General features: G+C 65.1%; 14 protein-coding genes. 8 read left to right on the forward strand and 6 right to left on the reverse strand.

The window, feature by feature from the left end; genetic code table 11:
- Positions 1-200: 200 nt before the first annotated feature.
- The 6 genes from AB7245_RS35940 to treY are packed head-to-tail and all read left to right on the forward strand — an operon-like array spanning position 201 to position 14,209.
- Positions 201-2,147 carry a maltotransferase domain-containing protein gene (locus AB7245_RS35940; RefSeq protein ID WP_085405229.1) on the forward strand — a complete coding sequence of 649 codons (1,947 nt, stop codon included), beginning with the start codon at positions 201-203 and terminating at the stop codon, positions 2,145-2,147.
- Positions 2,148-2,157: 10 nt separating this feature from the next.
- On the forward strand, positions 2,158-5,448 hold the full coding sequence (gene treS, locus AB7245_RS35945; protein ID WP_085405230.1) for a maltose alpha-D-glucosyltransferase: 3,291 nt from the start codon (positions 2,158-2,160) through the stop codon (positions 5,446-5,448).
- Positions 5,441-7,588, forward strand: a complete 2,148-nt coding sequence (gene glgB, locus AB7245_RS35950) for a 1,4-alpha-glucan branching protein GlgB (protein WP_085405231.1) — start codon at positions 5,441-5,443, stop codon at positions 7,586-7,588. The genes treS and glgB overlap by 8 nt, the downstream gene beginning before the upstream one ends.
- 3 nt (positions 7,589-7,591) lie before the next feature.
- A complete protein-coding gene (glgX, locus tag AB7245_RS35955; RefSeq protein ID WP_085405232.1) occupies positions 7,592-9,670 on the forward strand; it encodes a glycogen debranching protein GlgX in 2,079 nt (692 codons plus the stop codon).
- Positions 9,667-11,421 carry a malto-oligosyltrehalose trehalohydrolase gene (gene treZ / locus AB7245_RS35960; protein ID WP_085405233.1) on the forward strand — a complete coding sequence of 585 codons (1,755 nt, stop codon included), beginning with the start codon at positions 9,667-9,669 and terminating at the stop codon, positions 11,419-11,421. Before glgX ends, treZ begins: the two co-directional genes overlap by 4 nt.
- A gap of 1 nt (position 11,422) precedes the next feature.
- A complete protein-coding gene (gene treY, locus AB7245_RS35965; RefSeq protein ID WP_439035492.1) occupies positions 11,423-14,209 on the forward strand; it encodes a malto-oligosyltrehalose synthase in 2,787 nt (928 codons plus the stop codon).
- A 3-nt stretch (positions 14,210-14,212) separates the two neighbouring features.
- On the opposite strand, the gene AB7245_RS35970 is transcribed toward treY, so the two are convergent.
- Positions 14,213-14,530, reverse strand: a complete 318-nt coding sequence (locus AB7245_RS35970) for a polyhydroxyalkanoic acid system family protein (RefSeq protein WP_085405235.1) — start codon at positions 14,528-14,530, stop codon at positions 14,213-14,215.
- Positions 14,531-14,712: 182 nt separating this feature from the next.
- Here AB7245_RS35970 and AB7245_RS35975 point away from each other — a divergent pair, with 182 nt between their 5' ends.
- Positions 14,713-14,877, forward strand: a complete 165-nt coding sequence (locus AB7245_RS35975) for a DUF3309 family protein (protein WP_007595743.1) — start codon at positions 14,713-14,715, stop codon at positions 14,875-14,877.
- 106 nt (positions 14,878-14,983) lie between these two features.
- On the opposite strand, the gene ligD is transcribed toward AB7245_RS35975, so the two are convergent.
- Positions 14,984-17,650, reverse strand: a complete 2,667-nt coding sequence (ligD, locus tag AB7245_RS35980) for a DNA ligase D (RefSeq protein WP_354078001.1) — start codon at positions 17,648-17,650, stop codon at positions 14,984-14,986.
- Between the two features lie 117 nt (positions 17,651-17,767).
- Here ligD and AB7245_RS35985 point away from each other — a divergent pair, with 117 nt between their 5' ends.
- Entirely contained in the window at positions 17,768-18,652 is an 885-nt protein-coding gene (locus tag AB7245_RS35985; RefSeq protein ID WP_085405237.1) for a non-homologous end joining protein Ku, read from the forward strand.
- 140 nt (positions 18,653-18,792) lie between these two features.
- Here AB7245_RS35985 and AB7245_RS35990 read toward each other — a convergent pair whose 3' ends face one another.
- From AB7245_RS35990 to kdpB, 4 genes are read right to left on the reverse strand one after another with little or no spacing between them, the layout of a single operon-like run.
- A complete protein-coding gene (locus tag AB7245_RS35990; RefSeq protein ID WP_028147071.1) occupies positions 18,793-19,482 on the reverse strand; it encodes a response regulator in 690 nt (229 codons plus the stop codon).
- Positions 19,479-22,202: a sensor histidine kinase gene (locus AB7245_RS35995; protein ID WP_085405238.1), complete on the reverse strand. Its 2,724-nt coding sequence runs from the start codon at positions 22,200-22,202 to the stop codon at positions 19,479-19,481. Before AB7245_RS35995 ends, AB7245_RS35990 begins: the two co-directional genes overlap by 4 nt.
- 40 nt (positions 22,203-22,242) lie before the next feature.
- Positions 22,243-22,848, reverse strand: coding sequence for a K(+)-transporting ATPase subunit C (locus AB7245_RS36000; protein ID WP_085405239.1), 606 nt, complete (start codon positions 22,846-22,848; stop codon positions 22,243-22,245).
- 57 nt (positions 22,849-22,905) lie between these two features.
- The gene (kdpB, locus tag AB7245_RS36005; RefSeq protein WP_085405240.1) at positions 22,906-25,020 is read right to left on the reverse strand and encodes a potassium-transporting ATPase subunit KdpB; all 2,115 of its coding nucleotides are present in this window, start codon (positions 25,018-25,020) and stop codon (positions 22,906-22,908) included.
- Positions 25,021-25,031: the final 11 nt, after the last annotated feature.

A 25,031-nucleotide genomic window follows, 5' to 3' on the forward strand; every position in this document is an offset into this window, starting at 1 on the left:
CACGCAGCTTGCAGGCCGTCATCCGGCCGGGGGCAGGGAATTTAACGAGGTCGTGGAAGAGGTTAGTCAGGGCTAACTCGCAGACCGTGCCTGCCGTTCCCAAGGGAACCAATGACACACAAGCGGCTTTCTATATTGGTATCAAGCGTAGGTTCCCGACAAGGGAAACGGGCTCCTGCTTTCTTGTCAATGGCATCACCGTGAACAAGACAATTCAAACTGTCGAGAGTGCCGCAGCCGGCGGTGCTTTCCTCATCGAAGATATCTATCCCTCGATCGACGGCGGCCGTTTCGCCGTGAAGCGTATTGCGGGTGAACGGGTCGACGTCTGGGCGGACATCTATCGCGACGGCGACGCGGTGATCGGTGCCGCGCTGATCTGGCGAGGAGAGCAGGACCGGGAATGGCGGAGCGAGCCGATGATCCATCACGGCAATGACCGCTGGTCCGGCGCGTTCACCCCCGTTGAGCCCGGCCAATATGTCTATGCGATCGAGGCATGGACCGACGAGTTCGCCACCTGGTCGCACGGGGTTGAGCGCAAGCGGCGCGCCGGCGCGGACGTCAACCTCGATGCGATCGAGGGCGCCGGCCTGCTGACCAAGGCACATGGCGCCCGGCAGGACGCCGCGGCGGTCATCGTGAAGCAATGCGAGGACTATCTTCAGACCGGCGATGTCGGCTCGCTGCTGGCAGCCGATCTCGGCGCGGCCATGGCTGAGAGCCAGTCGCGGCCCGACCTGACCCGCTCGCAGAACTTCCCGCTGATCGTCGACCGCGACAGAGCGCGCTTCGGCGCCTGGTATCAGATGATGCCGCGCAGCCAGGGCCAGAGTCCCGGCCGGCATGGCACGCTGCGTGACTGCATCGCGCGCGTGCCCGACATCGCCGCGATGGGCTTTGACGTGCTCTACTTCACGCCCATCCACCCCATTGGCCGCACCCGCCGCAAGGGCCGCAACAATGCGCCGGTGGCGACCGAAGGCGATCCCGGCTCGCCCTATGCGATCGGCACGGCCGAGGGCGGGCACGATGCACTGCATCCCGAGCTCGGCACGATCGAGGATTTCCGCGCGCTGGTCGCGACCTGTCTCGAATACGGCCTCGAGCTCGCGCTCGACTTCGCCGTGCAATGCTCGCCGGACCATCCCTGGCTGACGCAGCATCCGGAATGGTTCAAATGGCGGCCGGACCGCTCGGTGCGGACGGCGGATGATCCCTATTCGGACATCGTCATCCCCGATTTCGCCTCCGTCGACAGGGCCGGGCTGTGGAACGCGTTTCGCGATGCCATGCTGTTCTGGATCGACCACGGCGTCACCATCTTCGCCATCGACAATCACGACACCGCGCCGCTTCCGTTCTGGGAGTGGCTGATCAGCGACATCCGCCGCCGCCATCCCGAGGTGATCCTGTTCTCCAAGACCTTTGCACGACCGAAGCTGATGCAGGGCCTCGCCAAGCTCGGCTTTGCACAGTCCTTCAGCTATTTCCCCTGGCGCACGGCGAAGTGGGAGCTGGAGCAATATCTGGGCGAGCTGACCCGCTATCCCGAGCGCGATTTCTATCGGGCGAATCTGTTCGTGAGCACGCCCGACCTGCTGCCCTATCATCTCCAGGGCGGCGAGCCCTGGGCGTTCAAGTCGCGGGTCGCGCTGGCCGCGACGCTGTCCGGCAGTTACGGCATCTACAGCGGGTTCGAGCTGCTGGAGCATGACGCGATTCCCGGCCGCGAAGAATATCTCGATTCCGAGAAATACCAGATCAAGCCGCGCGACTGGGACCGGCCCGGCAACATCAAGACCTACATCGCCGCGCTCAATCGCATCCGCAACGATAACGCCGCGCTTCAGCAAACGGAGAATCTGCGCTTCCTCGGCGTCGAGGACGGCGAGACGATCGCCTTTGCCAAGGAGGCGGCCGATCCAGCCAACACCGTCGTCGCGGTCATCGCCCTCTCGGGCCATGTCCGCGAAGTCTGGTTGCCGCTGGGCGACCTCACCATCGACGCCGGCGGCGCACGCCGCCACGTCACCGCACTCGAAAATCTCATCACAGGCGAACTGTCCCGCATCGAATGGGGCGGGATCAGATTATATATCGATCCCGACCGCGACCCGGCGCTGCTGTTCCGCTGCCTGGCGTAAGGATCACGCCATGAATGTTTTGTCTTCCGTCGACACCCAAAAAGCCGAGGCAGCCGAGATCGTGGATGAACTCTGGTACAAGGACGCAATCATCTACCAGCTCCACGTCAAGGCGTTTGCCGACAGCAACCATGACGGCATCGGCGATTTCGCCGGACTGACCGAGAAGCTGCCCTATCTCCAGGAGCTCGGCGTCACCGCGCTGTGGCTGCTGCCGTTCTATCCATCGCCCGGGCGCGACGACGGCTACGACATCGCCGACTACGGCTCGGTCAATCCCGATTTCGGGACGATGAAGGACTTCAAGCGCTTCATCCAGGAAGCGCAGAAGCGCGGCCTGCGCGTCATCACCGAGCTCGTCGTCAATCACACCTCCGACCAGCACAAATGGTTCAAGCGCGCGCGCCGCAGCCATCCGGGCTCGAGCGCCCGCAACTGGTATGTCTGGAGCGACACCGACCAGAAATACCAGGGCACGCGGATCATCTTCACCGACACCGAGAAGTCGAACTGGACCTGGGACCACGAGGCCGGGGCGTTCTACTGGCACCGCTTCTTCTCGCACCAGCCGGACCTCAATTTCGACAATCCGCGCGTGGTCAGCGCCCTGATCCAGGTGATGAAGCGCTGGCTGGATGCCGGCGTCGACGGATTCCGCCTCGACGCCATCCCCTATCTCTGCGAACGCGACGGCACCAACAACGAGAACCTCCCCGAGACGCATGCGATCATCAAGCGCCTGCGCCAGGAACTGGACTCCTACTCCAAGGGCAAGCTGCTGCTGGCCGAGGCCAATCAATGGCCGGAGGACGTGCAGGAATATTTCGGCCGCGGCGACGAGTGCCACATGGCCTACCACTTCCCGCTGATGCCGCGCATCTACATGGCGATCGCGCAGGAAGACCGCTTTCCGATCACCGACATCTTGCGCCAGACGCCGGACATTCCCGCAAGCTGCCAATGGGCGCTGTTCCTGCGCAACCACGACGAGCTGACGCTGGAGATGGTCACCGACGTCGAGCGCGACTATCTCTGGACCACCTACGCCAACGATCCCCGCGCCCGCATCAATGTCGGCATCCGCCGGCGGCTGGCGCCGCTGATGGACAATGACCGCCGCAAGATCGAGCTGATGAACTCGCTGCTGCTGTCCTTTCCCGGCACGCCGATCATCTATTACGGCGACGAGATCGGCATGGGCGACAACATCTATCTCGGCGACCGCAACGGCGTACGCACGCCGATGCAGTGGAGCCCGGATCGCAATGGCGGCTTCTCCCGCTGCGATCCGGCCCGCCTCTATGCGCCGCTGATCATGGACCCCGTCTACGGCTACGAGTCGGTCAACGTGGAGGCGCAGTCGCGCAGCCTGTCCTCGCTTCTCAGCGCCACCAAGCGCCTGATCTCGGTGCGCAAATCGACCCTCGCCTTCGGCCGCGGCACCATGACCTTCATCCGCCCGGCCAACCGCGCCGTGCTGGCCTATGTCCGGCAGTACAACGACGAGGTGATTCTGTGCGTCGCCAACCTCTCGCGCGCAGCCCAGGCGACCGAGCTCGATCTGTCGCCGTGGAAGGACCGCATTCCGCAGGAGATGCTCGGACGCACGCGTTTTCCGCCGATCGGCGAGGTGCCCTACATGATCACGCTGGGGCCTTACGGCTTCTACTGGTTCCAGCTCACCGAGCGCAACAAGTCCGAGCCGGTGACGCCGCGCGCGGTGCCTGAATTCGAGACGCTGGTGGTGCCGGTCAATTCGACCTGGGTGTCGCTGGCGCGCGAGCGCGGCGTGTTCGAGCACGAGGTGCTGCCAGGCTTCCTGTCGCGCACGCGCTGGTATCCCGAGCAAGATCCCAAGCAGATCAAGCCGACGCTGACCTCGGCGGTGCCGTTCTGCGACATCGGCGACAACAGGCCCTGGATCGCGGTCTTCGAAACCCCGCAACAGGATGCCACGGCGCGCTACGTGCTGCCGATGCAGATCGAATGGGTGCGCTTCGACCGCGAACGCTTCAACCCGAAGGCGCTCGCCGCCGTGCGTCAGGGCGCGCGCGAAGGTACGTTGCTCGACGTCGCGACCGAGCAGATCTTCATCGGCCTGTTCCTGCGCAATCTGTCGCAGAACCTGGTGGTGGAAGAGAACAATCTGCGTCTGGAGTTCAAGGCGACCAGCCGGTTCGCAGATTACATCATCAAGGAGCCCGAACGCATCCGCGCCATCGAGCAGTCGAACAGCACGGCGCTGGTCGACAACCAGTACGTCGCCAAGATCTATCGCCAGCTCGAAGGCGGCATCAATCCCGAGATCGAGATCGGCTCCTACCTCACCGACGTCGCGCACTTTGCCAATACGCCGGCGCTGCTCGGCAGCGTCGAGCTGGTCGAAGGCGACAGAAGCAGCGCGGTCGGCGTGCTGCACGCCTATGTCGAGAACCAGGGCGACGGCTGGGCCGTCACCACGGGTTATCTCGACCGCTATATCGACGAGCAGCGGTTGGCGCCGATGAGCGAAGCGCCCCGAGAGACCCAGGAGCAGGCGCCTTATCTGCACTTCATGGCGCAGATCGGCCGGCGGCTCGCCGAGCTGCACGTGGCTCTCGCCGCCGCAAGGCCCGACAATCTCGCGCCGGAGCCGATCGGCCCCGCACAGGTCGAACGCTGGGCCTCCGACCTCAAGGCACGGGCCGAGCGGGTTTTTGAACGGCTCGCCGACAGCCGCGACGGCCTGCGGGAATCCGACCGGCCGCTGATCGATCAGCTCGTCGCGGTGCGTGCGACCCTGCCCGACCACCTCGACGCCCTCTTGCCATCCGGCATCGGCGGGTTGAACATCCGTCATCATGGCGACTTCCGCCTCGGGCAAATTCTGATCGTGAAGGACGATATCTTCATCATCGACTTCGACGGCAATCCGCATCTCGCGCTGGCCGACAAGCGGCGCAAGGCACCGGCCGCACGCGACGTCGCCGGCCTGATCCGCTCGATCGAGCTTTCGGTTAACACAGCGCTTAGCCGCGCGCTGACGGGCGCATCCGACGAGCAGGACCGGCTCGCGACCGCACTCGGCGAATGGCGCGAACGCGCCGCCGCGACATTCCTTAGCGCTTACCGCGAAGCCATGACCGATCGCCGGCTGTGGCCGGAAGATCGGCAATCCGCGGAAGGCCTGTTAAGGTTTTTCCTGCTTGATCAAGCCTTCGACGAAGTAGAGTACGAGCTGTCCCACCGGCCTGAGGGGCTCCGCGCGCCGCTGACCGGACTGCTTCGCATTCTGTCCAATGAGAGCGAAGCCCATGCCTAAACTGCCAGCCGAGGCCTACGCGATCATCGAGGGCCGCCACCCCGACCCCTTCCATTATCTCGGGTTGCATCCCGAGGGCGGCACGAGCGTGGTGCGCGCGTTCCTCCCCGAGGCCACCAATGTCGAGGCGGTGGGCGAACATGGCGAGGTGGCGAAGCTCGATCGCGTCCACGCTTCGGGCCTGTTCATCGGCGCCTTGCCGAACGGCTCGAAGCGCTATCAGCTCCGCGCCAGGTTCGGCGACAACATCGTCGAGTTCGAGGACGCCTATCGCTTCCCGCCGATCCTGACCGATTTCGATCTCTATCTGCTCGGCGAAGGCACCCATCAGCGCCTCTACGACAAGCTCGGCGCGCATCCGATGCGGCTCGAAGGCATCGACGGCATCGGCTTCGTCGTGCTGGCGCCGAATGCGCGGCGCGTGTCCGTGGTCGGCGATTTCAATTTCTGGGACGCGCGGCGCCATCCGATGCGGGTCCGCGGTGCCGGTTATTGGGAATTGTTCATCCCGCACGCCAAGGGCGGCGACCACTACAAGTTCGATATCATCGGGCCGCACGGCCACCAGTTGCCGCTGAAGTCCGATCCCATGGCCTTTGCGAGCGAGGTGCGGCCGAAGACGGCTTCCATCGTGTTCGACGAGGCACATCTCGCGCGCCCACGCCCGGCGCCGGATGGCATCAACGCGCTCTCGGCGCCGATGTCGATCTACGAGGTCCATCTCGGCTCCTGGCGCCGCAAGAACGGCGACGAATGGCTCACCTATCGCGAACTGGCCGAGCAGCTGCCGGCCTATGCCCGCGACATGGGCTTTACCCATCTCGAATTCCTGCCCGTCAGCGAGCATCCGTTCGACGGCTCCTGGGGCTATCAGCCGACCGGCCTTTATGCGCCAACCAGCCGCTTCGGCGGGCCTGAGGATTTCGCCGCGCTGGTCGATGCCTGCCATCGCGAGGGCGTCGGCGTGCTGCTCGACTGGGTGCCCGGCCATTTCCCTGACGATCCGCACGGGCTCGGCAGCTTTGACGGCACCTCGCTCTACGAGCATGCCAATCCGCTCCAGGGCCGCCACCTCGACTGGGGCACGCTGATCTACAATTACGGCCGCACCGAAGTGACGAACTTCCTGGTGTCGAACGCGCTGTTCTGGCTCGAGCGTTACGCGATCGACGGCCTGCGCGTCGATGCGGTCGCCTCCATGCTCTATCTCGACTACAGCCGCCCGCCGGGCGCCTGGATTCCGAACCAGTATGGCGGCCGCGAGAACATCGAGGCGATCGCTTTCCTGCGCCGCTTCAACACAGAATTGTTCGCGCGCTTCCCGCAGGCGACCACGGCGGCCGAGGAATCCACCGCGTGGCCGCAGGTCTCGCGCCCGGTCGAATTCGGCGGGCTCGGCTTCGGCTACAAGTGGAACATGGGCTGGATGCACGACACGCTGAACTACATCAGCAAGGATCCGATCCACCGCAAGCATCATCACGGCGATATCCTGTTCGGCCTGCACTACGCTTTCTCGGAGAACTTCATCCTGCCGCTGTCACATGACGAGGTCGTGCACGGCAAACGTTCGATCCTCGGCCGCATGCCCGGCGACGAATGGCAGCGCTTTGCGAATTTGCGCGCCTATTACAGCTTCATGTTCGGCCATCCCGGCAAGAAGCTGCTGTTCATGGGCGCGGAGATCGCGCAAAGCCGCGAATGGAATCACGACCAGTCGCTCGACTGGCACCTGCTCGAATACAAGTATCATTCCGGCATCCAGGCGCTGATACGCGACCTCAACCGGCTCTATCGCGCGGTGCCGGCGCTGCACCAGATGGATTGCGAACAGGGCGGATTCGAATGGCTGATCACGGATGACGCCAACCGCAACGTGTTCGCCTGGCTGCGCAAGGGATTCGACGAGCACGCACGGTGTCTCGTGATCATCAACTTCTCACCCAACGTCTATCGCAACTATCGCGTCCCCGTGCCCTTTGCCGGCAAGTGGAAAGAGGTGTTCAATTCGGACTCCGCCCATTACGGCGGCACCGATGTCGGAAACATCGGCGAGGTTCATGCCGCTGGCGGCAAGGCGCCCGAGCTTCGCCTCACCGTTCCGCCGCTCGCCGCGATCTTCCTCGTTCCGGAAAGCTGACCGATGCGCCTGACTGCCGGATCGCCCGCACGCCTCGGCGCAAGCTGGGACGGACGCGGCACCAATTTCGCGCTGTTCTCCGCCAATGCGCAGAAAGTCGAGCTGTGCCTGTTCGACACGCAGGGAAGGCGCGAACTCGAGCGTGTCGAGCTGCCCGAGCGGACCGAGGACGTCTGGCACGGCTATCTCAACGACATCTCGCCGGGCCAGCTCTACGGCTATCGCGTGCACGGCCCCTACGAGCCCGAGCACGGCCACCGCTTCAACGCCAACAAGCTGCTGCTCGACCCCTACGCCAAACGGCTCGCCGGGCGGCTGGTCTGGAGCGATGCCCATTTCGCCTATCGCACCGGTTCGCCGCGCGAGGACCTCTCCTTCGACCGGCGCGACAACGCGCGCGGCATGCCCAAGGCGGTCGTCGTCGACGAGACCTTCAACTGGGGCCGCCGCGAGATCAGGCCGAACATCCCCTGGGAAGACACCATCATCTACGAGGCCCACGTCAAGGGTCTGACGCAGAAGCGCGACGACGTGCCGCCGAATTTGCGCGGCACCTATGGCGGCCTGTCGTCGCCGGCGATGATCGAGCATTTGAAAACGCTCGGCGTCACCACCGTCGAGCTGCTTCCGATCCACAGCTTCATCGACGACCGCATTCTGGTCGAGAAGAAGCTCGTCAACTACTGGGGCTACAACACGCTGTCCTTCTTCGCGCCCGAACCGCGCTACGCCCAGGACAATGCGCTCGATTCCTTCCGCACCACGGTCGCGCGCCTGCACGATGCCGGCATCGAGGTGATGCTCGACGTCGTCTACAACCACACGGCCGAAGGCAATCATCTCGGTCCGACCCTGTGCTACCGCGGCATCGACAATGCCTCCTATTACTGGCTGAACCGCGAGAACCCGCGCTATTACGACGACTTCACCGGCTGCGGCTCGTCGGTGAACCTCACCCATCCGCGCGTGCTCCAGATGGTGATGGATTCGCTGCGCTACTGGGTCGAGGTCTGCCATGTCGACGGCTTCCGCTTCGACCTCGCCACCACGCTCGCGCGCGGACCGAACGGCTATGATCGCGGCAGCTCGTTCCTGACGGCGATCCGGCAGGACCCGGTGCTGGCGGCGGTGAAGCTCGTCGCCGAACCCTGGGATCTCGGGCTCGGCGGCTACCAGGTTGGCGCATTCCCTTCCCAATGGTCGGAGTGGAACGATCGGTATCGCAGCGCCATGCGCCGCTACTGGAGCGGTGAAGGCAGCCTGATCGGCGACATCTCGAGCCGCATGACGGCGTCATCCGACCTGTTCAACCATGACGGACGGCGGCCGCGCGCCGGCATCAACCACATCACCGTGCATGACGGCTTCACGCTCGCCGACCTCTTCAGCTACAACGAGAAGCACAACGAGGCCAATGGCGAGGACAATCGCGACGGCTCCAGCGACAACCACAGCAACAATTGCGGTGTCGAGGGTCCGACCGACGATCCCGGGATTCTCGGGCTGCGGCGGCAGCTTCGCAAGAACGTGCTGGCCTGCCTGATGCTGGCGCAGGGCGTTCCGCTGATCCTGGCAGGCGACGAGGTCGGCAATTCGCAGTCCGGCAACAACAACGCCTATTGCCAGGACAACGAGGTCGGCTGGGTCGGCTGGGACAATCTCGGCAAGGATGGCGACGACATGATCGATTTCGTCGCCGGGCTCGCCGAGATCCGCCGCCGGTTCTCGCAGCTTCGCAGCCATCGCTGGCTCGACGGCCGGCCCAAGGACGGCGTCTCCTACGGCGCGCTGTGGCTGACGCCTGCCGGCGACGAGATGACGGAGAACGACTGGAAATTCCCGGAAGGGCGGTTCCTCTCGTATGTGATGGGGCCGATGGAACCGGGGAGCGCCGCGATCTTTATCGTACTGAACGCCGCCCCCGAAGAGATCGCATTCAAATTGCCCAAAATGGCCGAGTACAAAAGCTGGCAGCAGATCCTGAACACCACTGATGCCAGGCCGAACAGTGTTGATCTGCAGCCCGGAAGCGACAGCAAGGCGCCGCCGCGCTCCGTGCTCGCCTTCGCGGGGGCGCTATGAGACCATCCTTCGGGGCGAGGCCGACCAAGGACGGCGTGTCGTTCCGGCTGTGGGCGCCCGGTGCTCGCCGAGTCGATCTCCTGCTCGACAGACGGCACGCGATGCAGCGCCGGCAGGATGGCTGGTATGTCGCCGAGATTGCCGGCCTGCCCGTCGGCAGTCCCTACCAGTTCAGGATCGACGACGAGATCGACGTGCCCGATCCCGCATCGGCCTTCCAGCCGGAGGACGTTTTTGGCCCGAGCGAAGTCGTCGATCATGATGCCTTCGCGTGGCGCGCGCGCGATTGGCGCGGACGTCCCTGGGAAGAGACGGTGCTGATCGAGACCCATGTCGGCACCTTCACGCCTGAGGGCACCTACCGCGCCATGATCGACAAGCTCGATCATCTCGTTGCGACCGGGATCACCGCGCTGGAATTGATGCCGCTGGCCGATTTCGCCGGCCGCCGCGGCTGGGGCTATGACGGCGTGCTGTGGTACGCGCCCGACAGCGCCTATGGCCGGCCCGAGGACCTGAAGACACTGATCGACGAGGCGCATCTGCGCGGGCTGATGGTGTTCCTCGACGTCGTCTACAATCATTTCGGCCCCGAGGGGAATTATCTCGGCCGCTATGCGCCGGCCTTCTTCACCGATGCGCATACGCCATGGGGCAGCGCGATCGATTATCGCGTGCCGCAGGTCCGGGCCTTCGCGGTCGAGAACGCGCTGTCCTGGCTCACCGACTACCGCTTCGATGGCCTGAGACTGGATGCCGCCAATCACATCATGGCGATCCCGGGCGAGCAGTCGATGTTGCAGGATCTCAGCGTCGCCGCCGGCGAGCTTGCCAAGGCCACCGGACGGCATATCCATCTCGTGCTGGAGAACGGCGACAACCGCGCCAGCCTGCTCGATGCCGCGCAGGATCCGCCCAACGGCAAATATCGCGCGCAGTGGAACGACGATTATCACCACGTCTGGCACGTGATGCTGACCGGCGAGCTCGCGGGCTATTACGCCGACTACCAGACGCCGCGCATGGATCTTGCGCGCGCGCTCGCCTCGGGCTTCGTCTACCAGGGCGAGACCTCGGAGTTCTGGGGCAAGAAGCCGCGCGGCGAGGCGAGCGGCGAGCTGCCGCCGGCGACCTTCGTCAACTTCCTGCAAAACCACGACCAGATCGGCAATCGCCCATTGGGGGACCGGCTCGAGAGCCTGGCATCACCGCGGCAGATCGAAGCCGCGCTCGTGGTGACCCTGCTCGCACCGATGGTGCCGATGCTGTTCCAGGGCGAGGAATGGGGCTCCACGGTGCCCTTCCCGTTCTTCTGCGATTTCCAGGGTGGCCTTGCCGATGCCGTGCGCAAGGGCCGCAAGCAGGAATATGCCTGGGCCTACGAGAAATACGGCGACGAGGTCCCCGATCCGCTCGATCCCAAAACGCTGCAATCGGCCGTGCTGGATTGGACCGGCCACACGCCGGGGCAGGATGCGCGGCTGGCGCTGGTGCGGGAGCTGCTCGCGCTGCGTCACAAGGAGATCGCACCGCGCCTGAAGGGTGCGAGGTTCGGCGATGCCGCGACGGCCGATAGCGGCCTGCTCACCGCACATTGGCGCATGGGCGACGGCGCGAGGTTGCGCCTGACCGCCAATCTCTCGGACAAGGACATCGCACGTCCCAGCGACGCGACAGGCACGCCGATCTGGGGCTCCGTCAGCGGCGATCGGCTCCCACCCTGGTCGGTGATCTGGCATCTCGGAGGTTAGCATGCCTCCTGCCATTCCTCTTGCGACCTATCGGCTTCAGCTCACCGCGGATTTCGACTTCGACAAGGCCGCCGCGGTCGTGCCTTACCTCAAGGCACTCGGGATCACGCATCTCTACGCCTCGCCGGTGATGAAGGCGCGCAAGGGCTCGACCCACGGCTACGACACCGTCGACCACAGCCAGTTCAATCCCGAGCTCGGCGGCGAGGCCGGCTTTGCTCGATTGAGCGATGCCCTCACGCAGCACGACCTCGGCCTCATCATCGACTTCGTGCCGAACCATGTCGGCGTGCACTTTGCCGACAATCCCTGGTGGCTCGACGTGCTGGAATGGGGCCAGGCCTCGCCGCATGCGGTTTCCTTCGACATCGACTGGGATCAACTGGCCTATCGCGCCCGGGGCGGCGTGCTGCTGCCGATCCTCGGCTCGCCCTATGGCGAGGCGCTGGAGCGCGGCGACATCGAGCTGCGCTACGATGCCGATGAAGGCAGTTTTTCCGCCTGGTATTTCGAGCATCGCCTGCCGATCGCACCGGAACGCTATGGCGAAATGCTGCGCGTGATCGTGAAGGAAGCCGACGCCGCCGAGACCGAGGCCGGCAAGCGCCTGCTCGCGCTCGCGGCCCGCTACACGGGGTTGCGTCGTCCCAACCGCAGGGAAGCGCCCGGCTTCAAGGCGGAGCTCAAGGAGATCGCCGGCAGCGCCGACATCATCGAGCGCGGCCTCCCCGCCTATCGTTCCGCCAAGGATCGTCCGGCGCAGACGCTGGCGCTGCATCATCTGCTGGAGCGCCAGCACTACAAGCTCGGGCACTGGCGGCTTGCCTCCAGCGACATCAACTATCGCCGCTTCTTCGACGTCAACGGGCTTGCGGGCCTGCGCGTCGAGGACGCGAGCACGTTCGCCGCCACGCACCGGCTGGTGAAGCAGCTCATTGCCGACGGCAAGCTGCAAGGCATCCGCCTCGATCACATCGACGGCCTGCGCGATCCTGCACAATATTGTCAGCGGCTGCGCCGGCTGGTGCGCGACGCGCAAGGCAACACAAAGCCGTTCTATACCGTGATTGAGAAGATCCTGTGCGAGCACGAGCGCCTGCCGCATTTTGCCGGCGTTCAGGGCACCACGGGCTATGAGTGGATGAATGTCATCACTCAGGTTCTGGTCGACGCGAAAGGGCTGGAGGCGCTGAACGAGACCTGGCGGCAGATCAGCAACCGCCCGCCGCGGCTGGCTCCTTACGTCAAGGATGCCAAGCGGCGCGTGCTGGAGACGCTGCTGACCAGCGAATTCACCGTGCTGACCCGACTGCTCGCGCGCATCGCCAACGGCCACTACTCGACCCGCGACTTCTCCGCCGACAGTCTGCGGCAGGCGCTCGAATTATACGTGCTGCATTTCCCGGTCTATCGCACCTATTTGACGCATAGCGGCCCGACCGCGCTCGACCGCAAGCTGATCGACGACACCATCGAACGGGCCCGCGCGGAATGGTTCGCTGCGGATGAAGGCATCTTCGACTTCCTGCGCGACGCGCTGACCATGGACCTGCTCAAACCCGGCCGTCCCCCGCACAGCGCCCCGCGGGTGCGCCGCTTCGCGCTGAAGGTGCAGCAGTTCACGGGACCGATGATGGCGAAGTCGCTGGAGGACACCGCGTTCTATCAATCCCACCGGCTGCTCGCCTTGAACGAGGTCGGCGGCGACCCCGCGAGCAACGGCCTCACGGTACCTGCCTTCCATGAGGCCATGCGCGCGCGTGCCAACGAATGGCCGCAAGGGATGACGGCGACCGCGACCCACGACACCAAGCGCGGCGAGGACGCGCGCGCGCGGATCGCGGCGCTCAGCGAAATTCCCGGCGAATGGACCAGTGCGGTGGCGCGCTGGAAAGTCCTGAACGCGCCGCATCTCGCGCTCGACGGCAATCTGCGCGCCCCGTCGGCGACGTTCGAATACATGCTCTACCAGACCCTGCTCGGCGCCTGGCCGCTTGGGGAGACGGCCGATGCCGGCTTCGTCGAGCGCATCCAGGCCTATGCGCTCAAGGCCGCGCGCGAGGGCAAGGAGGAGACCAGCTGGCTCAACCCGCACGAGGCCTATGAGAACGGCGTCGCGAGCTTCATCGGGAAGATCCTCGATCCAGTACAATCCAGCGAGTTCCCGGACGCGCTGCAAATCCTGGCACGCCGCGTCGCGCTGCTCGGCGCCTTGAATTCGCTGAGCCAGCTCACGCTCAAGGCGACGCTGCCCGGCGTGCCGGACTTCTACCAGGGCACCGAATACTGGGACCTGTCGCTGGTCGATCCCGACAACCGCCGCCCGGTGGACTTTGCCGCGCGGCAGACGGCGCTGACGTCACTGGATGCGCCGGACTGGCGCGGGCTGATCAAGACCTGGCCGAATGGCCAGCTCAAGCTGGCCTGGACGCGGCACCTGCTCAAACTGCGCAACGAACTCGCCGATGTGTTCGCGCAGGGCGAGTATCAGCCACTGCAGGTCCAGGGCGCGCACGCACACCACGTCATTGCCTTTGTCCGCCGACACGGCCGCACGGCTGCGATCGTCGTGGTCGGGCGCCAGTTTGCGCCGTTCACGCAAGAGGGCCGACAATGGCCCGCGTTCGAGGGTGTTGACGCGACGATCGACATCACCGGCTACACCGGGCCGGGCTTTGCCGGCAATCAATTGCCGCTTGCGCAAGCCTTCCGGGATATTCCCGCTGCGGTCATCGAAGCACGCGCCGCAAGCACGGCGAGACCCAGGCAACAGCGCGCTCGTAGCTGACGGCTACTTGCCCCCGTCCTTGGTCAGCAGCAGCTGCCCGCGCTTGCGGATGGTCGCCTGCGCCATCTCGGCGAAGCGCTGCAACAGCCACGGCAGCACCACCTCAACCTTGACGTGGTCGTCGGCGACATCGACCTGACCGCTCGCGATCTGCCCGAGCGCGCGGATGCGAAAATTCATGCTGTCGCCGTTCCAGCGCTCCTCCTCGACCTGCATCACGGGAATGCTGGCTGCGGCGCGGCCGAGCCCGGTCTTGAGCCGGCGCACGGCTTCCTCGCGGCCGAGACGATGCGGAATGGAGACGACAAGCGGTGCTGACATGGCGCTGCCCTGTGGTGACTGATCCTCACATAGTCATGCCGCCTGGACTGGCAAAGGTTCCATGCAAGTTGGCCCCGTTCGCCGTGTTTCATCGTGGGAACTATAGAACCTGCGGCAAGTTGCCCTCGCACCACGGGACAGGTGCAAACGACCCTTTCAACAAAGGGCTGGAGGAGACTAGCATGTCTATCGGTACGATCATTCTGATCATTTTGGTCATCGCGCTGCTCGGCGGCTTCAGCGGCATCGGCGGCGGCCCGTTCTACGGCACCGGCTATTACGGCGGCGGCGGCCTCGGGCTCGTCATCGTCATCCTGCTGATCCTGCTGTTGCTCGGACGGATCTAGCGCAAGGAGCTGTAGCGGCCTCGTAGGGTGGGCAAAGGCGCAACGCGCCGTGCCCACCTCTTCGCCGCAATAAGAAAGCTGGTGGGCACGCTTCGCTTTGCCCACCCTACTTCTTCTTCCCCGCGAGCTTCTTCGCCGCCGCAGTGATCGATGTGGCCGCGTCGTCATAGCCATCCCAGGCCTTCGAGCGCGCCAGCAGACCCGGCACCGTCCGCACCGTGTACCGCTTCGGATCGAGATCGCCCTTCACCTGCGCCCACGTCACAGGCATCGACACGGTCGCGCCATCGCGCGCACGGGGTGACAGCGGAGCTACCGCCGTCGACAGGCGATCGTTGCGCAAATAATCCAGGAAGATCTTTCCGTTGCGCAGCTTCTTCGACATGTTGAGCAGATAGCGCTCGGGATCGTCGTCGGCCATCCACTGGCAAACGCCTTGCGCGAACGCCTTGGCCTCCTTCCAGCTCACCTTGTCGCGCGCGCCATGGAGCAGCGGCACCACCACGTGCAGGCCCTTGCCGCCGGTGGTCTTGCAAAAGCTCTCCATGCCGACGTCGGTGAGGCGCTGCCGCATCTCCTTGGCGGCGTCCACGACATCGGCGAATTTGACGTCCGGCGCGGGATCGAGATCGAACACCAGCCGGCCCGGCGTATCGTAGGCGTCCGGGGCACAATTCCAGGGATGCAGCTCGACGCCGCCGATCTGCGCGACCGCGGCGAGCCCCTCGACGCGATCGATCTGCAGGTACGGCTTGCGATCGCCCGAGACCTTTGCGAGCTCCAGCAGGTTCGACGTGCCCTGCATGGCATGGCGCTGGAAGAATTTTTCGCCGCCGATGCCGTCAGGCGCACGCACGATCGAACAGGGCCGGCCCTTGATGTGCTCGATCATCCAGGCGCCGACGGCCTCGAAATAGCGCGCGAGATCGAGCTTTGTGACGCCCGCGCCGTCGCCGCCATCCGGCCACAGCTCCTTGTCCGGCTTCGAGATGACGACACCGATCACCTCGGCCGTACCGGCATCCTTCCGCTTGCCTGCCTTCGGCACAGCAGGCTTCCTGGTCGAGGGTTTTGCGAGTTCGGTATCGACGGGTGTTTCCGCCTCGACCTCCTCGGCCGGCTTGTCCTGCCGCAGGCCCTTGAAGGCGGCCTGGCGGATATTGCCGTCGGCGGTGAACCCGGCGAACTCGATCTCGGCGACGAGCTCCGGCTTCAGCCAGTGCACGTCGCGCGTCTTTTTCGGCGCGTTCTTGCCGCCGAAGGGGCTTTGCCTGGCCTCCATGGCTTTCAAGGACGGCATGATGCGCCTGACCGTGTCCGCGCCGAAGCCGGTGCCGACCATGCCGACGAAGGCAAGATGATCGCCGCGGTGCACGCCGGCCATCAGCGAGCGGAATTTGCCGTTGGTGGTCTTCCAGCCGCCGATCACGACCTCATGGCCGGCGCGGCATTTGGCCTTGGTCCAGCTTTCCGTTCGCCCCGACCGGTAAGGCGCATCGAGCTTCTTCGACACCACGCCTTCGAGCTCGAGCTTGCAGGCCGATTGCAGCACGGCATCGCCGCTGCTCTCGAAATGCTCGACATAGCGGATTTGGCTCGATTTCTTCTTGCCTGCTTCCAGGAGTTGCCTGAGGCGGTCCTTGCGCTCGCCAAGTGGCAGGCGCCGGCAATCGAGCCCCTCGGCGAACAGGAGGTCGAAGGCAAAGAAGATCAGGTCCTCGGTCTTGCCGTCCGACAGCGCGGCCTGGAGCGAGGAGAAATTCGGTGCGCCGTTGTGATCGAGCGCGACGATCTCGCCGTCAATCATGGCGTCGGGAAGCTCGCCCGCCTCCTTCGCGATGGCTGCGAACTTGTCGGTCCAGTCGAGGCCCTTGCGCGTCTTCAGCGTCGCCTCGCCGTCCTCGACGCGGAGCTGGACGCGATAGCCGTCGAACTTGATCTCGTGGCACCAGCCGTCGGCCGCCGGCGGCCGCTCGACCGGGGTGCAGAGCTGCGGCGCGACGAAGTCCGGCATCTCTGAGACTCTTTTCGCGCTTGTCGCGGTCGTCGCTTTCGTCTTTGCGCCCGTCCCGCGCTTCAACGCCGCACCGGGCGCCGGCCTGACGGTGCGCCCTTTCGGCTCCTCGACACGATTGGACTGCCAGACCGCATCGGCCTTGACCTTGGCACCCTTCGCCAACATGAACGGTTTTGGCGCGCGACCCTTGCCATCGGCGATCTCTGCCATCGCGCGGCCGGAGGCCACCGACTTGTCCTCGCTGAGAATGTCGTCGCTCTCGCTGGCATATTCGTCGCGATGCTTGATCAGGAGCCAGTTGGTGCGCTTGCCGCCGGTGCGGTCATGCCTCATCCGCACCAGCACCCAGCTTCCATGCAGCTTGTCGCCGTGGAGCGTGAACTTGAGGTCGCCCTTTTGGAAGCCGCGCTCGGGATCCTCGGACTCCCAGGTGCCGCGGTCCCAGAGCATGACCGTGCCGCCGCCATACTGCCCGTCCGGAATCGTGCCTTCGAAATCGCCATAGTCGAGCGGATGGTCCTCGACCTCGACCGCCAGCCGCTTGTCATGCGGATCGAGCGAGGGTCCCTTGGTGACCGCCCACGACTTGAACACGCCGTCGAACTCGAGCCGCAGATCATAGTGCAGTCGCGTCGCATCGTGCTTCTGGATCACGAAGCGCCGCTGCGCCGATGGCGCCACCGCGGTCTTGCCCGACGGCTCCGGTGTCTTCTCGAAATCGCGTTTCTGTCGGTAGGTGGAGAGTTTTCGCAGCACGACCGGTCCCGCATTCTCTTTCGGCGTTGAAGCCTATCACGGCGGAAGTCCCACCCGGAACCAAAACCCGATGGGGCTGTTGGGGTTCCAAAATGCCTTGAAACGCTGGAGAACGGAATGGCCCCGCGCGCCTATTGGAAGGGAACGTTAAAGCTCTCGCTGGTCAGTTGCCCGGTCGCGCTTTATCCGGCGACCACCGCGGCCGAGAAGACGCGGTTTCACATGATCAACCGCGAGACCGGAAACCGGCTCAAGCAGCAGATGGTGGACTCCGGGACCGGCGACGTGGTCGAGAGCGGCCAGAAGGGGCGCGGCTATGAGCTGCGCAAGGGCAAATATGTCGAGATCGAGCCGGAGGAGCTCGAGGCGGTCCAGATCGAAAGCAACCACACCATCGACATCGAGAGTTTCGTGCCGAGCGACGAGATCGACCAGCGCTATCTCAATCATCCCTATTATATCGCGCCCGACGGCAAGGCTGCGGTCGATGCCTTCGCCGTGATCCGCGACGCCATGAAGGACCAGGACCGCGTGGCGCTCGCCAAGATCGTGCTCACCAACCGCGAGCACATCATCGCGATCGAACCGCTCGGCAAGGGCCTGCTCGGCACCACGTTGCGCTTCCCCTATGAGCTTCGCGACGAGGACCAGTTCTTCGACGGCATCAAGAGCCCCAAGATCACCAAGGACATGGTCGAGCTCGCCGGCCACATCCTGCAGACCAAGGCCGCGCATTTCGACCCGAGCAAGTTCAAGGATGAGTACGAGACCGCGCTGAAGGCGCTGGTGAAGCGCAAGGCCAGCGGCAAGACAATCGAGCTGCCGGAGCGCGACGAGCGCCCGAGCAACGTCGTCAGCTTGATGGACGCGCTGAAGCAGAGCCTGAAGGGACGCGGTGGGAAGAAGGCGGTGGCGAAGTCCCATGCGCGTCGTGCCACCGGCCGCCCGCGCAACGCGAAGAAGACGCAGCGCTCGACGACGCGGCAGAGGAAGGCGGGGTGATTTCGCCGCGCGCCCCACTCTCTGCCCTCATGGTGAGGAGGCGCGAAGCGCCGTCTCGAACCATGCAGGCCTCGCTGCCGCAGCCGGGCCTTCATCCTTCGAGACGCTCGTTCCGCGCTCCTCAGGATGAGGATCGAAAGCTAATCCCCCGCCTTCAGCCGGTACCCGATCCCGGTCTCCGTCAGCACATATTGCGGGCGTTCGGGATCGGCTTCGATCTTCTGGCGGAGCTGGCGGACATAGACGCGCAGATATTGCGCGTCGGTGAGCTCGTCCCAGAGCTCCTTGAGCAGGAAACGATGGGTCAGCACCTTGCCGGCGTGCTGCACCAGCACGCGCAAGAGATCGTACTCCTTCGGTGACAGCTTTATCTCGCGCTCGCCGACCTTGACGATGCGGCGCACGAGATCAACCGAGAGATCGCCGGTGCGGAACACCGGACGCTCGCCCTTGACCTGGAGCTGGTGCCGCAGCGCCGCACGCAGGCGCGCCAACAGCTCGTCCATGCCGAACGGCTTTGTCAGGTAATCGTCGGCGCCGAGATCGAGCGCCTGCACCTTGCCGGCCTCGTCGCCGCGGCTCGACAGCACCACGATCGGCACGCCTTCGTTGCGGCCGCGGATGGTGCGCAGCAATTCGTGGCCCTGGATGTCCGGCAGGCCGAGATCGAGAATGATCAGCGCGGGTTCTTCCGCGAGCTTCTCGAGCGCGGTCTTTCCGTTCGACGCTTCCAGGATCTCGTAGCCCTGCGTCGAGAGTCCCATCCGCAGCAATTTTCGGATTGGCGGCTCGTCGTCGATGACCAGAACCTTGATCGGGGCGGCACTCATGCGGCTGTATCCAATGCGTGGGTCCGTGCCGGAACGGGCAGCCGGATGGTGAGGATCGCGCCGCTGCGGTCGCCGCGGTTGGCGGCCGAGATCGTGCCCTGCATCGCCTCGACGAAGCCGCGGGAGATGGCGAGCCCCAGCCCGGTGCCGGGACGGACATGGTCGCCCTTCTGCACGCGATAGAACTTGTCGAACACGCTCTCGAGCTCGTCAGGCGGAATGCCGCCACCCTGATCGGCGATTTCTAGCACAACATGATTTCCCTCGCGCCGGCTGCGGATCGAGATCGTTGTATCGGGCAGCGAATATTTCGCGGCATTGTCGAGCAGATTGAACAGCACTTGCTCGAACAGCACGGCATCGAGCTGAAGCATCGGCAGATCGGCGGCCAGCACCAGCTCCACTTTGTGCGCCGTCAATATCTTGCTCGCACGCCGCAGCGCGCTGCCGACGATCTCGCCGAGATCGTGCAGTGCCGCGTTGGGCACGATGGCGCCGGATTCGAGCTTTGTCATGTCGAGCAGATTGGCGATGAAGCGGTTGAGGCGCTCGGACTCGTCGATCACGGTGGCGAGCAGATCGCGCTTCTCGGTGTCGGACAAGGCACCGGCGAGATCGCGCATGGTCGAGGCCGCGCCGAGCACGGAGGCCAGCGGCGTCTTGAGATCGTGCGAGATCGATGTCAGCAGCGCGGAGCGCAACCGCTCGGATTCGACGGTGCGCTTGACGCGATCCACGTCCTCGACCAGCAGCACGCGCTCGATTGCCAGTGCGCCCTGGTCGACGAGTGCATCGAGCAGCCGGCGCTGGTCCGGGGTCAGCAGCGGACCGGTGCGATCATTGTCGATACCGATGACGCCGATCGGACCACGCCCGGTGCGCATCGGCAGGAACAGCCGTTTGGCACCGGGCAGCGTGTCCGAGCCGCGGCCGGCGGGACGATCATTGCTCCAGGCCCAATTGGCGGCGGCGAGATCGGCCTGGTCGATCTGGTCCTCGGGCGGATAGCCGGACTTCACCGTGAGCAGGCCTTCCTCCGGCAGCAGCAGGACCACGCGAACCTTCAGCATCAGCGCAGTTTGATAGGCAGTTGCCCAGAGCACGTCGTCGAGCGTCCCGGTGCCCGTGAGCTTGCGGCTGAACGCATAGAGCTGCTCGGTCGTGCGGATGCGGCCGAGCGCGGTGTCCGCCTGCGTGCGCACCCGCCCGGCGACGTTCGACACCACGAACGCGATCAACATGAAAAAGAAGAACGCCGCGACATTGGTCGGGTCGGTAATCGTGAAAGTGTAGACCGGCGGCAGGAAGAAGAAGTTGTACGCCAGCGACGCCGCGACGCTCGCAAGGAGCGACGGCCACAACCCGTAGCGAACAGCCACGGCGACAACCGCGGTCAGGAACATCAGGTCGACGTTTTCGATGCCGAAATACGGCTTGATGGCCACCGCTGCGGCAAGGCCGAGCGCGGTGATCCCGAGCGCCTTCAAGTAGGGACGTGCATCAAACGCCTCTGCCCGTGCCGCCGTCTGAACCGCCGTCTTCGGCGCCGGCTCGGCCGCGAGCTCATCGCCGGGAATGACGTGAACGCTGATATTGCCGGAACTGCGCACGAGATCATGCACGACGGAGCCGCGCGTCAGTTCGAACCACCGCGAGCGCGTCGATTTCCCGATCACGATCTGGGTGACGTTGTTGCCTTGCGCGAAGTTGATGACGTCGTCGGCGATGCGGCGGCCGACAGCGGGGATGGTCAGCGCTTCACCGCCCAGCGATTCGGCAAGCCGCAGCGTATCGGCGAGACGATCGCGCTCCTCGTCCGAAAGCTGGAGCGACCGCCGGGTCTCGATCGAGATCGCGGTGAATTGCGCATGCAGCCGGTCGGCTAGCCGCTTGGTGTAGCGGACGAGCCCGGCCGCGCGCGGATCCTCGCTGATGCAGACGAGGATGCGCTCGCCCGCGGCCCAGGGGCCGGCGATGGCATTCGCCTGCATGTGATTGAGAAGCTGCTCGTCGACCCGCTCGGCCGTACGCCGCAGCGCCAGTTCGCGCAGCGCGGTCAGATTGCCCGGCGAGAAATAGTGCTCCAGCGCCCGCTCGGCCTGCTTGGGCACATAGACCTTGCCCTCCCGCAGCCGCTGGATCAAATCGTCGGGCGTGAGGTCGATCAGCTCGATCGCATCGGCGCGGTCGAATACCGAGTCGGGCACGGTCTCGCGCACCCGCACATGGGTGATCTGGGCGACGACGTCGTTCAGGCTCTCGATATGCTGGATGTTGACGGCGGTGTAGACGTCGATGCCGTGGGACAACAGCTCCTCGACGTCGAGATAGCGCTTGGGATGGCGGCTGCCGGCGGCATTCGTGTGAGCGAGCTCGTCAACCAGCGCGATTCGAGGGCGGCGCTCGATCACGGCATCGAGGTCCATCTCCTCGACGCTCTGGCCGCGGTAGTCGAACCTCTTGCGCGGCACCACCTCGAGCCCGCGCACCAGCGCCTCGGTCTCGGCGCGGCCATGGGTCTCGACAAAGCCGACCACCACGTCGATGCCCGCCTTGCGCCTGGCATGGGCGCTTTGCAGCATCTCGTAGGTCTTGCCGACGCCGGGGGCGGCGCCGACGAAGATCTTCAGCTTGCCGCTCGCGCTCTCCTCCCGGCGCGCGGCTTCAAGCAGCGCCTCAGGGGACGGACGTTGTTCGGGATCGCGGCGCTCTCGGACCATCAGGCCAATATAATCATCCGCCCGCCCCCAGCCTAGACCGCTACTTCGCGGTGGCGCGATCGAGCGCGAGGTTCAGTGCCAGAACGTTAACCCGCGGTTCGCCAATCAGGCCGAGCAAACGGCCCTGGGTGTTGGAGGCCACGAGCTGCTTGACCTGAGCGTCCGGCAGATTCCGCGCCTTCGCCACCCGCGGCACCTGAAATTCAGCCGCTTCCGGCGAGATGTCCGGGTCGAGGCCGCTGGCCGAGGTGGTGACCAGGTCGACCGGCACGGCGGCGTTCGGATTTTCAGCCTTCAACTTGTCCACATCCTCCTTGAGCCGGTCGGCCAGCGCCTTGCTGGTCGGGCCAAGGTTGGAGCCGCCCGAGTTGGCCGCGTTGTAGGGCGCCGACACCGTCTTGGTCGAATCATTCGGGTCCGGCGCCAAAGTCGCCGAAAGGCGGCCGTGGAAATATTTGTCCTCCTTGAACTCCTGCCCGATCAGGGCGGAGCCGATCACCTTGCCGTCCCGCTCGATCAGGCTGCCCTGCGCCTGTGAGGGGAAGATCGCACCGGCAATAGCGGTCATTGCGAGCGGATAGGCCAGGCCGGTGATGGCGGTGAGCACCAGCAGCAGGACGATGGCGGGGCGAATTTCTCTGAGCATGTTAGGTCTCCAAATCTTTCGTCACTGCGCGGGGCGCGGTGCGCCCCGCGGCGACGATCAAGCCAGATGCAAGGCGGTGACGACGAGGTCGATCGCCTTGATGCCGATGAAGGGAATCACGATGCCGCCGAGGCCGTAGATCAGGAGGTTGCGCCTCAGCAATGCGCCGGCACCGACCGCGCGATAGGCCACGCCCTTCAGCGCCAGCGGGATCAGCGCGATGATGACCAGCGCGTTGAAGATGATCGCCGACAGGATGGCGCTCTGCGGGCTCGACAGGTTCATGACGTTGAGCACGTTGAGCTGCGGGTAGAACGCCAGGAACATCGCCGGGATGATCGCAAAATACTTTGCGACGTCGTTGGCGATCGAGAACGTGGTCAGCGCGCCGCGCGTCATCAGCAGCTGCTTGCCGATCTCGACCACCTCGATCAGCTTGGTCGGGTTGGAATCGAGGTCGACCATGTTGCCGGCCTCGCGGGCGGCCTGGGTGCCGGTGTTCATGGCGACGCCGACGTCGGCCTGGGCGAGCGCGGGCGCGTCGTTGGTGCCGTCGCCGCACATGGCGACCAGCTTGCCCTTGGCCTGCTCGTCGCGGATCAGCTTCAGCTTGTCCTCGGGCGTTGCCTGCGCGAGGAAGTCATCGACGCCCGCCTCCGCCGCGATCGCAGCGGCTGTCATCGGGTTGTCGCCGGTGATCATGATGGTGCGGATGCCCATGCGGCGCAGTTCTGCGAAGCGCTCGCGGATGCCGCCCTTGACGATGTCCTTGAGCTGGATGACGCCGAGCAGCTTGCCGTCCTTGGCGACCGCAAGCGGCGTTCCGCCTGCTTTCGAGATCTCGTCGGCAATGGTCTGGACTTCACGGCCGGCGTCGGAAAGCACTGCAGGCTGGATGGCGCGCGCGGTGTTGCCGGAGGCAACGGCCAGCGGCGCACCGCCGCCGACATAGTTGAGCATGGCATCGACCGCGCCCTTGCGCACCGACGAGCCGCCGGCATCGACACCGCTCATGCGGGTTTGTGCCGTGAACGGAATGAAGGTGGCGCCAAGCTCGGCCATATCCCGGCTGCGAATAGAATACTTCTCCTTCGCCAGCACGACGATGGAGCGGCCTTCCGGGGTCTCGTCGGCGAGCGAGGCGAGCTGGGCTGCGTCCGCGAGCTCCTGCTCGGTGACGCCGCGCACAGGACGGAACGCGGTGGCCTGACGGTTGCCGAGCGTGATCGTACCGGTCTTGTCGAGCAGCAGCGTGTCGACGTCACCGGCAGCCTCGACCGCGCGGCCGGACATCGCCAGCACGTTGAAGCGGACCAGGCGGTCCATGCCGGCGATACCGATCGCCGACAGCAGCGCGCCGATCGTGGTCGGGATCAGCGTCACGAACAGTGCGACCAGCACGACCACCGAGATCGAGCCGCCGGCATAAGCCGCATAGCTCGGAATGGTGACGGTGGCGAACACGAAGATGATGGTGAGGCCGGCGAGCAGGATGTTGAGCGCGATCTCGTTCGGCGTCTTCTGCCGCTCGGCGCCCTCGACCAGCTTGATCATGCGGTCGATGAAGGTCGAGCCTTGCGCGGCCGTAATGCGGACGCGGATCCAGTCGGACTGCACCTGCGTGCCGCCGGTCACCGCCGACCGGTCGCCGCCGGACTCGCGGATCACCGGCGCGGACTCGCCGGTGATGGCGGCTTCGTTGACGGAGGCCACGCCCTCGATCACCTCGCCGTCGGATGGGATGACGTCACCTGCCTCGACCAACACGATGTCGCCGACCTTCAGGCTGGTGCCCGGCACCAGCGTGAAGGCCTGGCCCGCGCCGCTCAGGAGCTTGGCCTGGCTCTCGGTGCGGGTCTTGCGCAACGATTCGGCCTGTGCCTTGCCGCGGCCTTCGGCCACCGCTTCGGCGAAATTGGCGAACAGCACCGTGAACCAGAGCCAGAGGATGATCTGGAAGGTGAAGCCGAGATTCTCGCCGCCGGCGACGAGGTCGCGCAGGAAGATCACCGTGGTGAGCGCGGCCACGATCTCGACCACGAACATCACGGGGTTCTTGATCATCAGCCGCGGGTCGAGCTTGGTGAAGGACGCGCTGATCGCGGGCAGAACGATCTTGGGATCGAGCATTGCCGACATCGGGGCACGTTTTTGCAGTTTCATCGTATCCATGGAGGTCACTC

The sequence above is a fragment of the Bradyrhizobium sp. 604_D8_N2_3 genome (genome assembly GCF_051810765.1).
In the GTDB taxonomy this organism is placed as follows: Bacteria; Pseudomonadota; Alphaproteobacteria; order Rhizobiales; family Xanthobacteraceae; genus Bradyrhizobium; species Bradyrhizobium barranii.

Bases quoted from the DNA above. Each gene is read 5' to 3' on its own strand.
- treS (WP_085405230.1), top strand. From the start codon at position 2,158: ATGAATGTTTTGTCTTCCGTCGACACCCAAAAAGCCGAGGCAGCCGAG.
- glgB (WP_085405231.1), top strand. From the start codon at position 5,441: ATGCCTAAACTGCCAGCCGAGGCCTACGCGATCATCGAGGGCCGCCAC.
- glgX (WP_085405232.1), top strand. From the start codon at position 7,592: ATGCGCCTGACTGCCGGATCGCCCGCACGCCTCGGCGCAAGCTGGGAC.
- treZ (WP_085405233.1), top strand. From the start codon at position 9,667: ATGAGACCATCCTTCGGGGCGAGGCCGACCAAGGACGGCGTGTCGTTC.
- treY (WP_439035492.1), top strand. From the start codon at position 11,423: ATGCCTCCTGCCATTCCTCTTGCGACCTATCGGCTTCAGCTCACCGCG.
- AB7245_RS35970 (WP_085405235.1), bottom strand. From the start codon at position 14,530: ATGTCAGCACCGCTTGTCGTCTCCATTCCGCATCGTCTCGGCCGCGAG.
- AB7245_RS35975 (WP_007595743.1), top strand. From the start codon at position 14,713: ATGTCTATCGGTACGATCATTCTGATCATTTTGGTCATCGCGCTGCTC.
- AB7245_RS35985 (WP_085405237.1), top strand. From the start codon at position 17,768: ATGGCCCCGCGCGCCTATTGGAAGGGAACGTTAAAGCTCTCGCTGGTC.
- AB7245_RS35990 (WP_028147071.1), bottom strand. From the start codon at position 19,482: ATGAGTGCCGCCCCGATCAAGGTTCTGGTCATCGACGACGAGCCGCCA.
- AB7245_RS35995 (WP_085405238.1), bottom strand. From the start codon at position 22,202: ATGGTCCGAGAGCGCCGCGATCCCGAACAACGTCCGTCCCCTGAGGCG.
- AB7245_RS36000 (WP_085405239.1), bottom strand. From the start codon at position 22,848: ATGCTCAGAGAAATTCGCCCCGCCATCGTCCTGCTGCTGGTGCTCACC.
- kdpB (WP_085405240.1), bottom strand. From the start codon at position 25,020: ATGGATACGATGAAACTGCAAAAACGTGCCCCGATGTCGGCAATGCTC.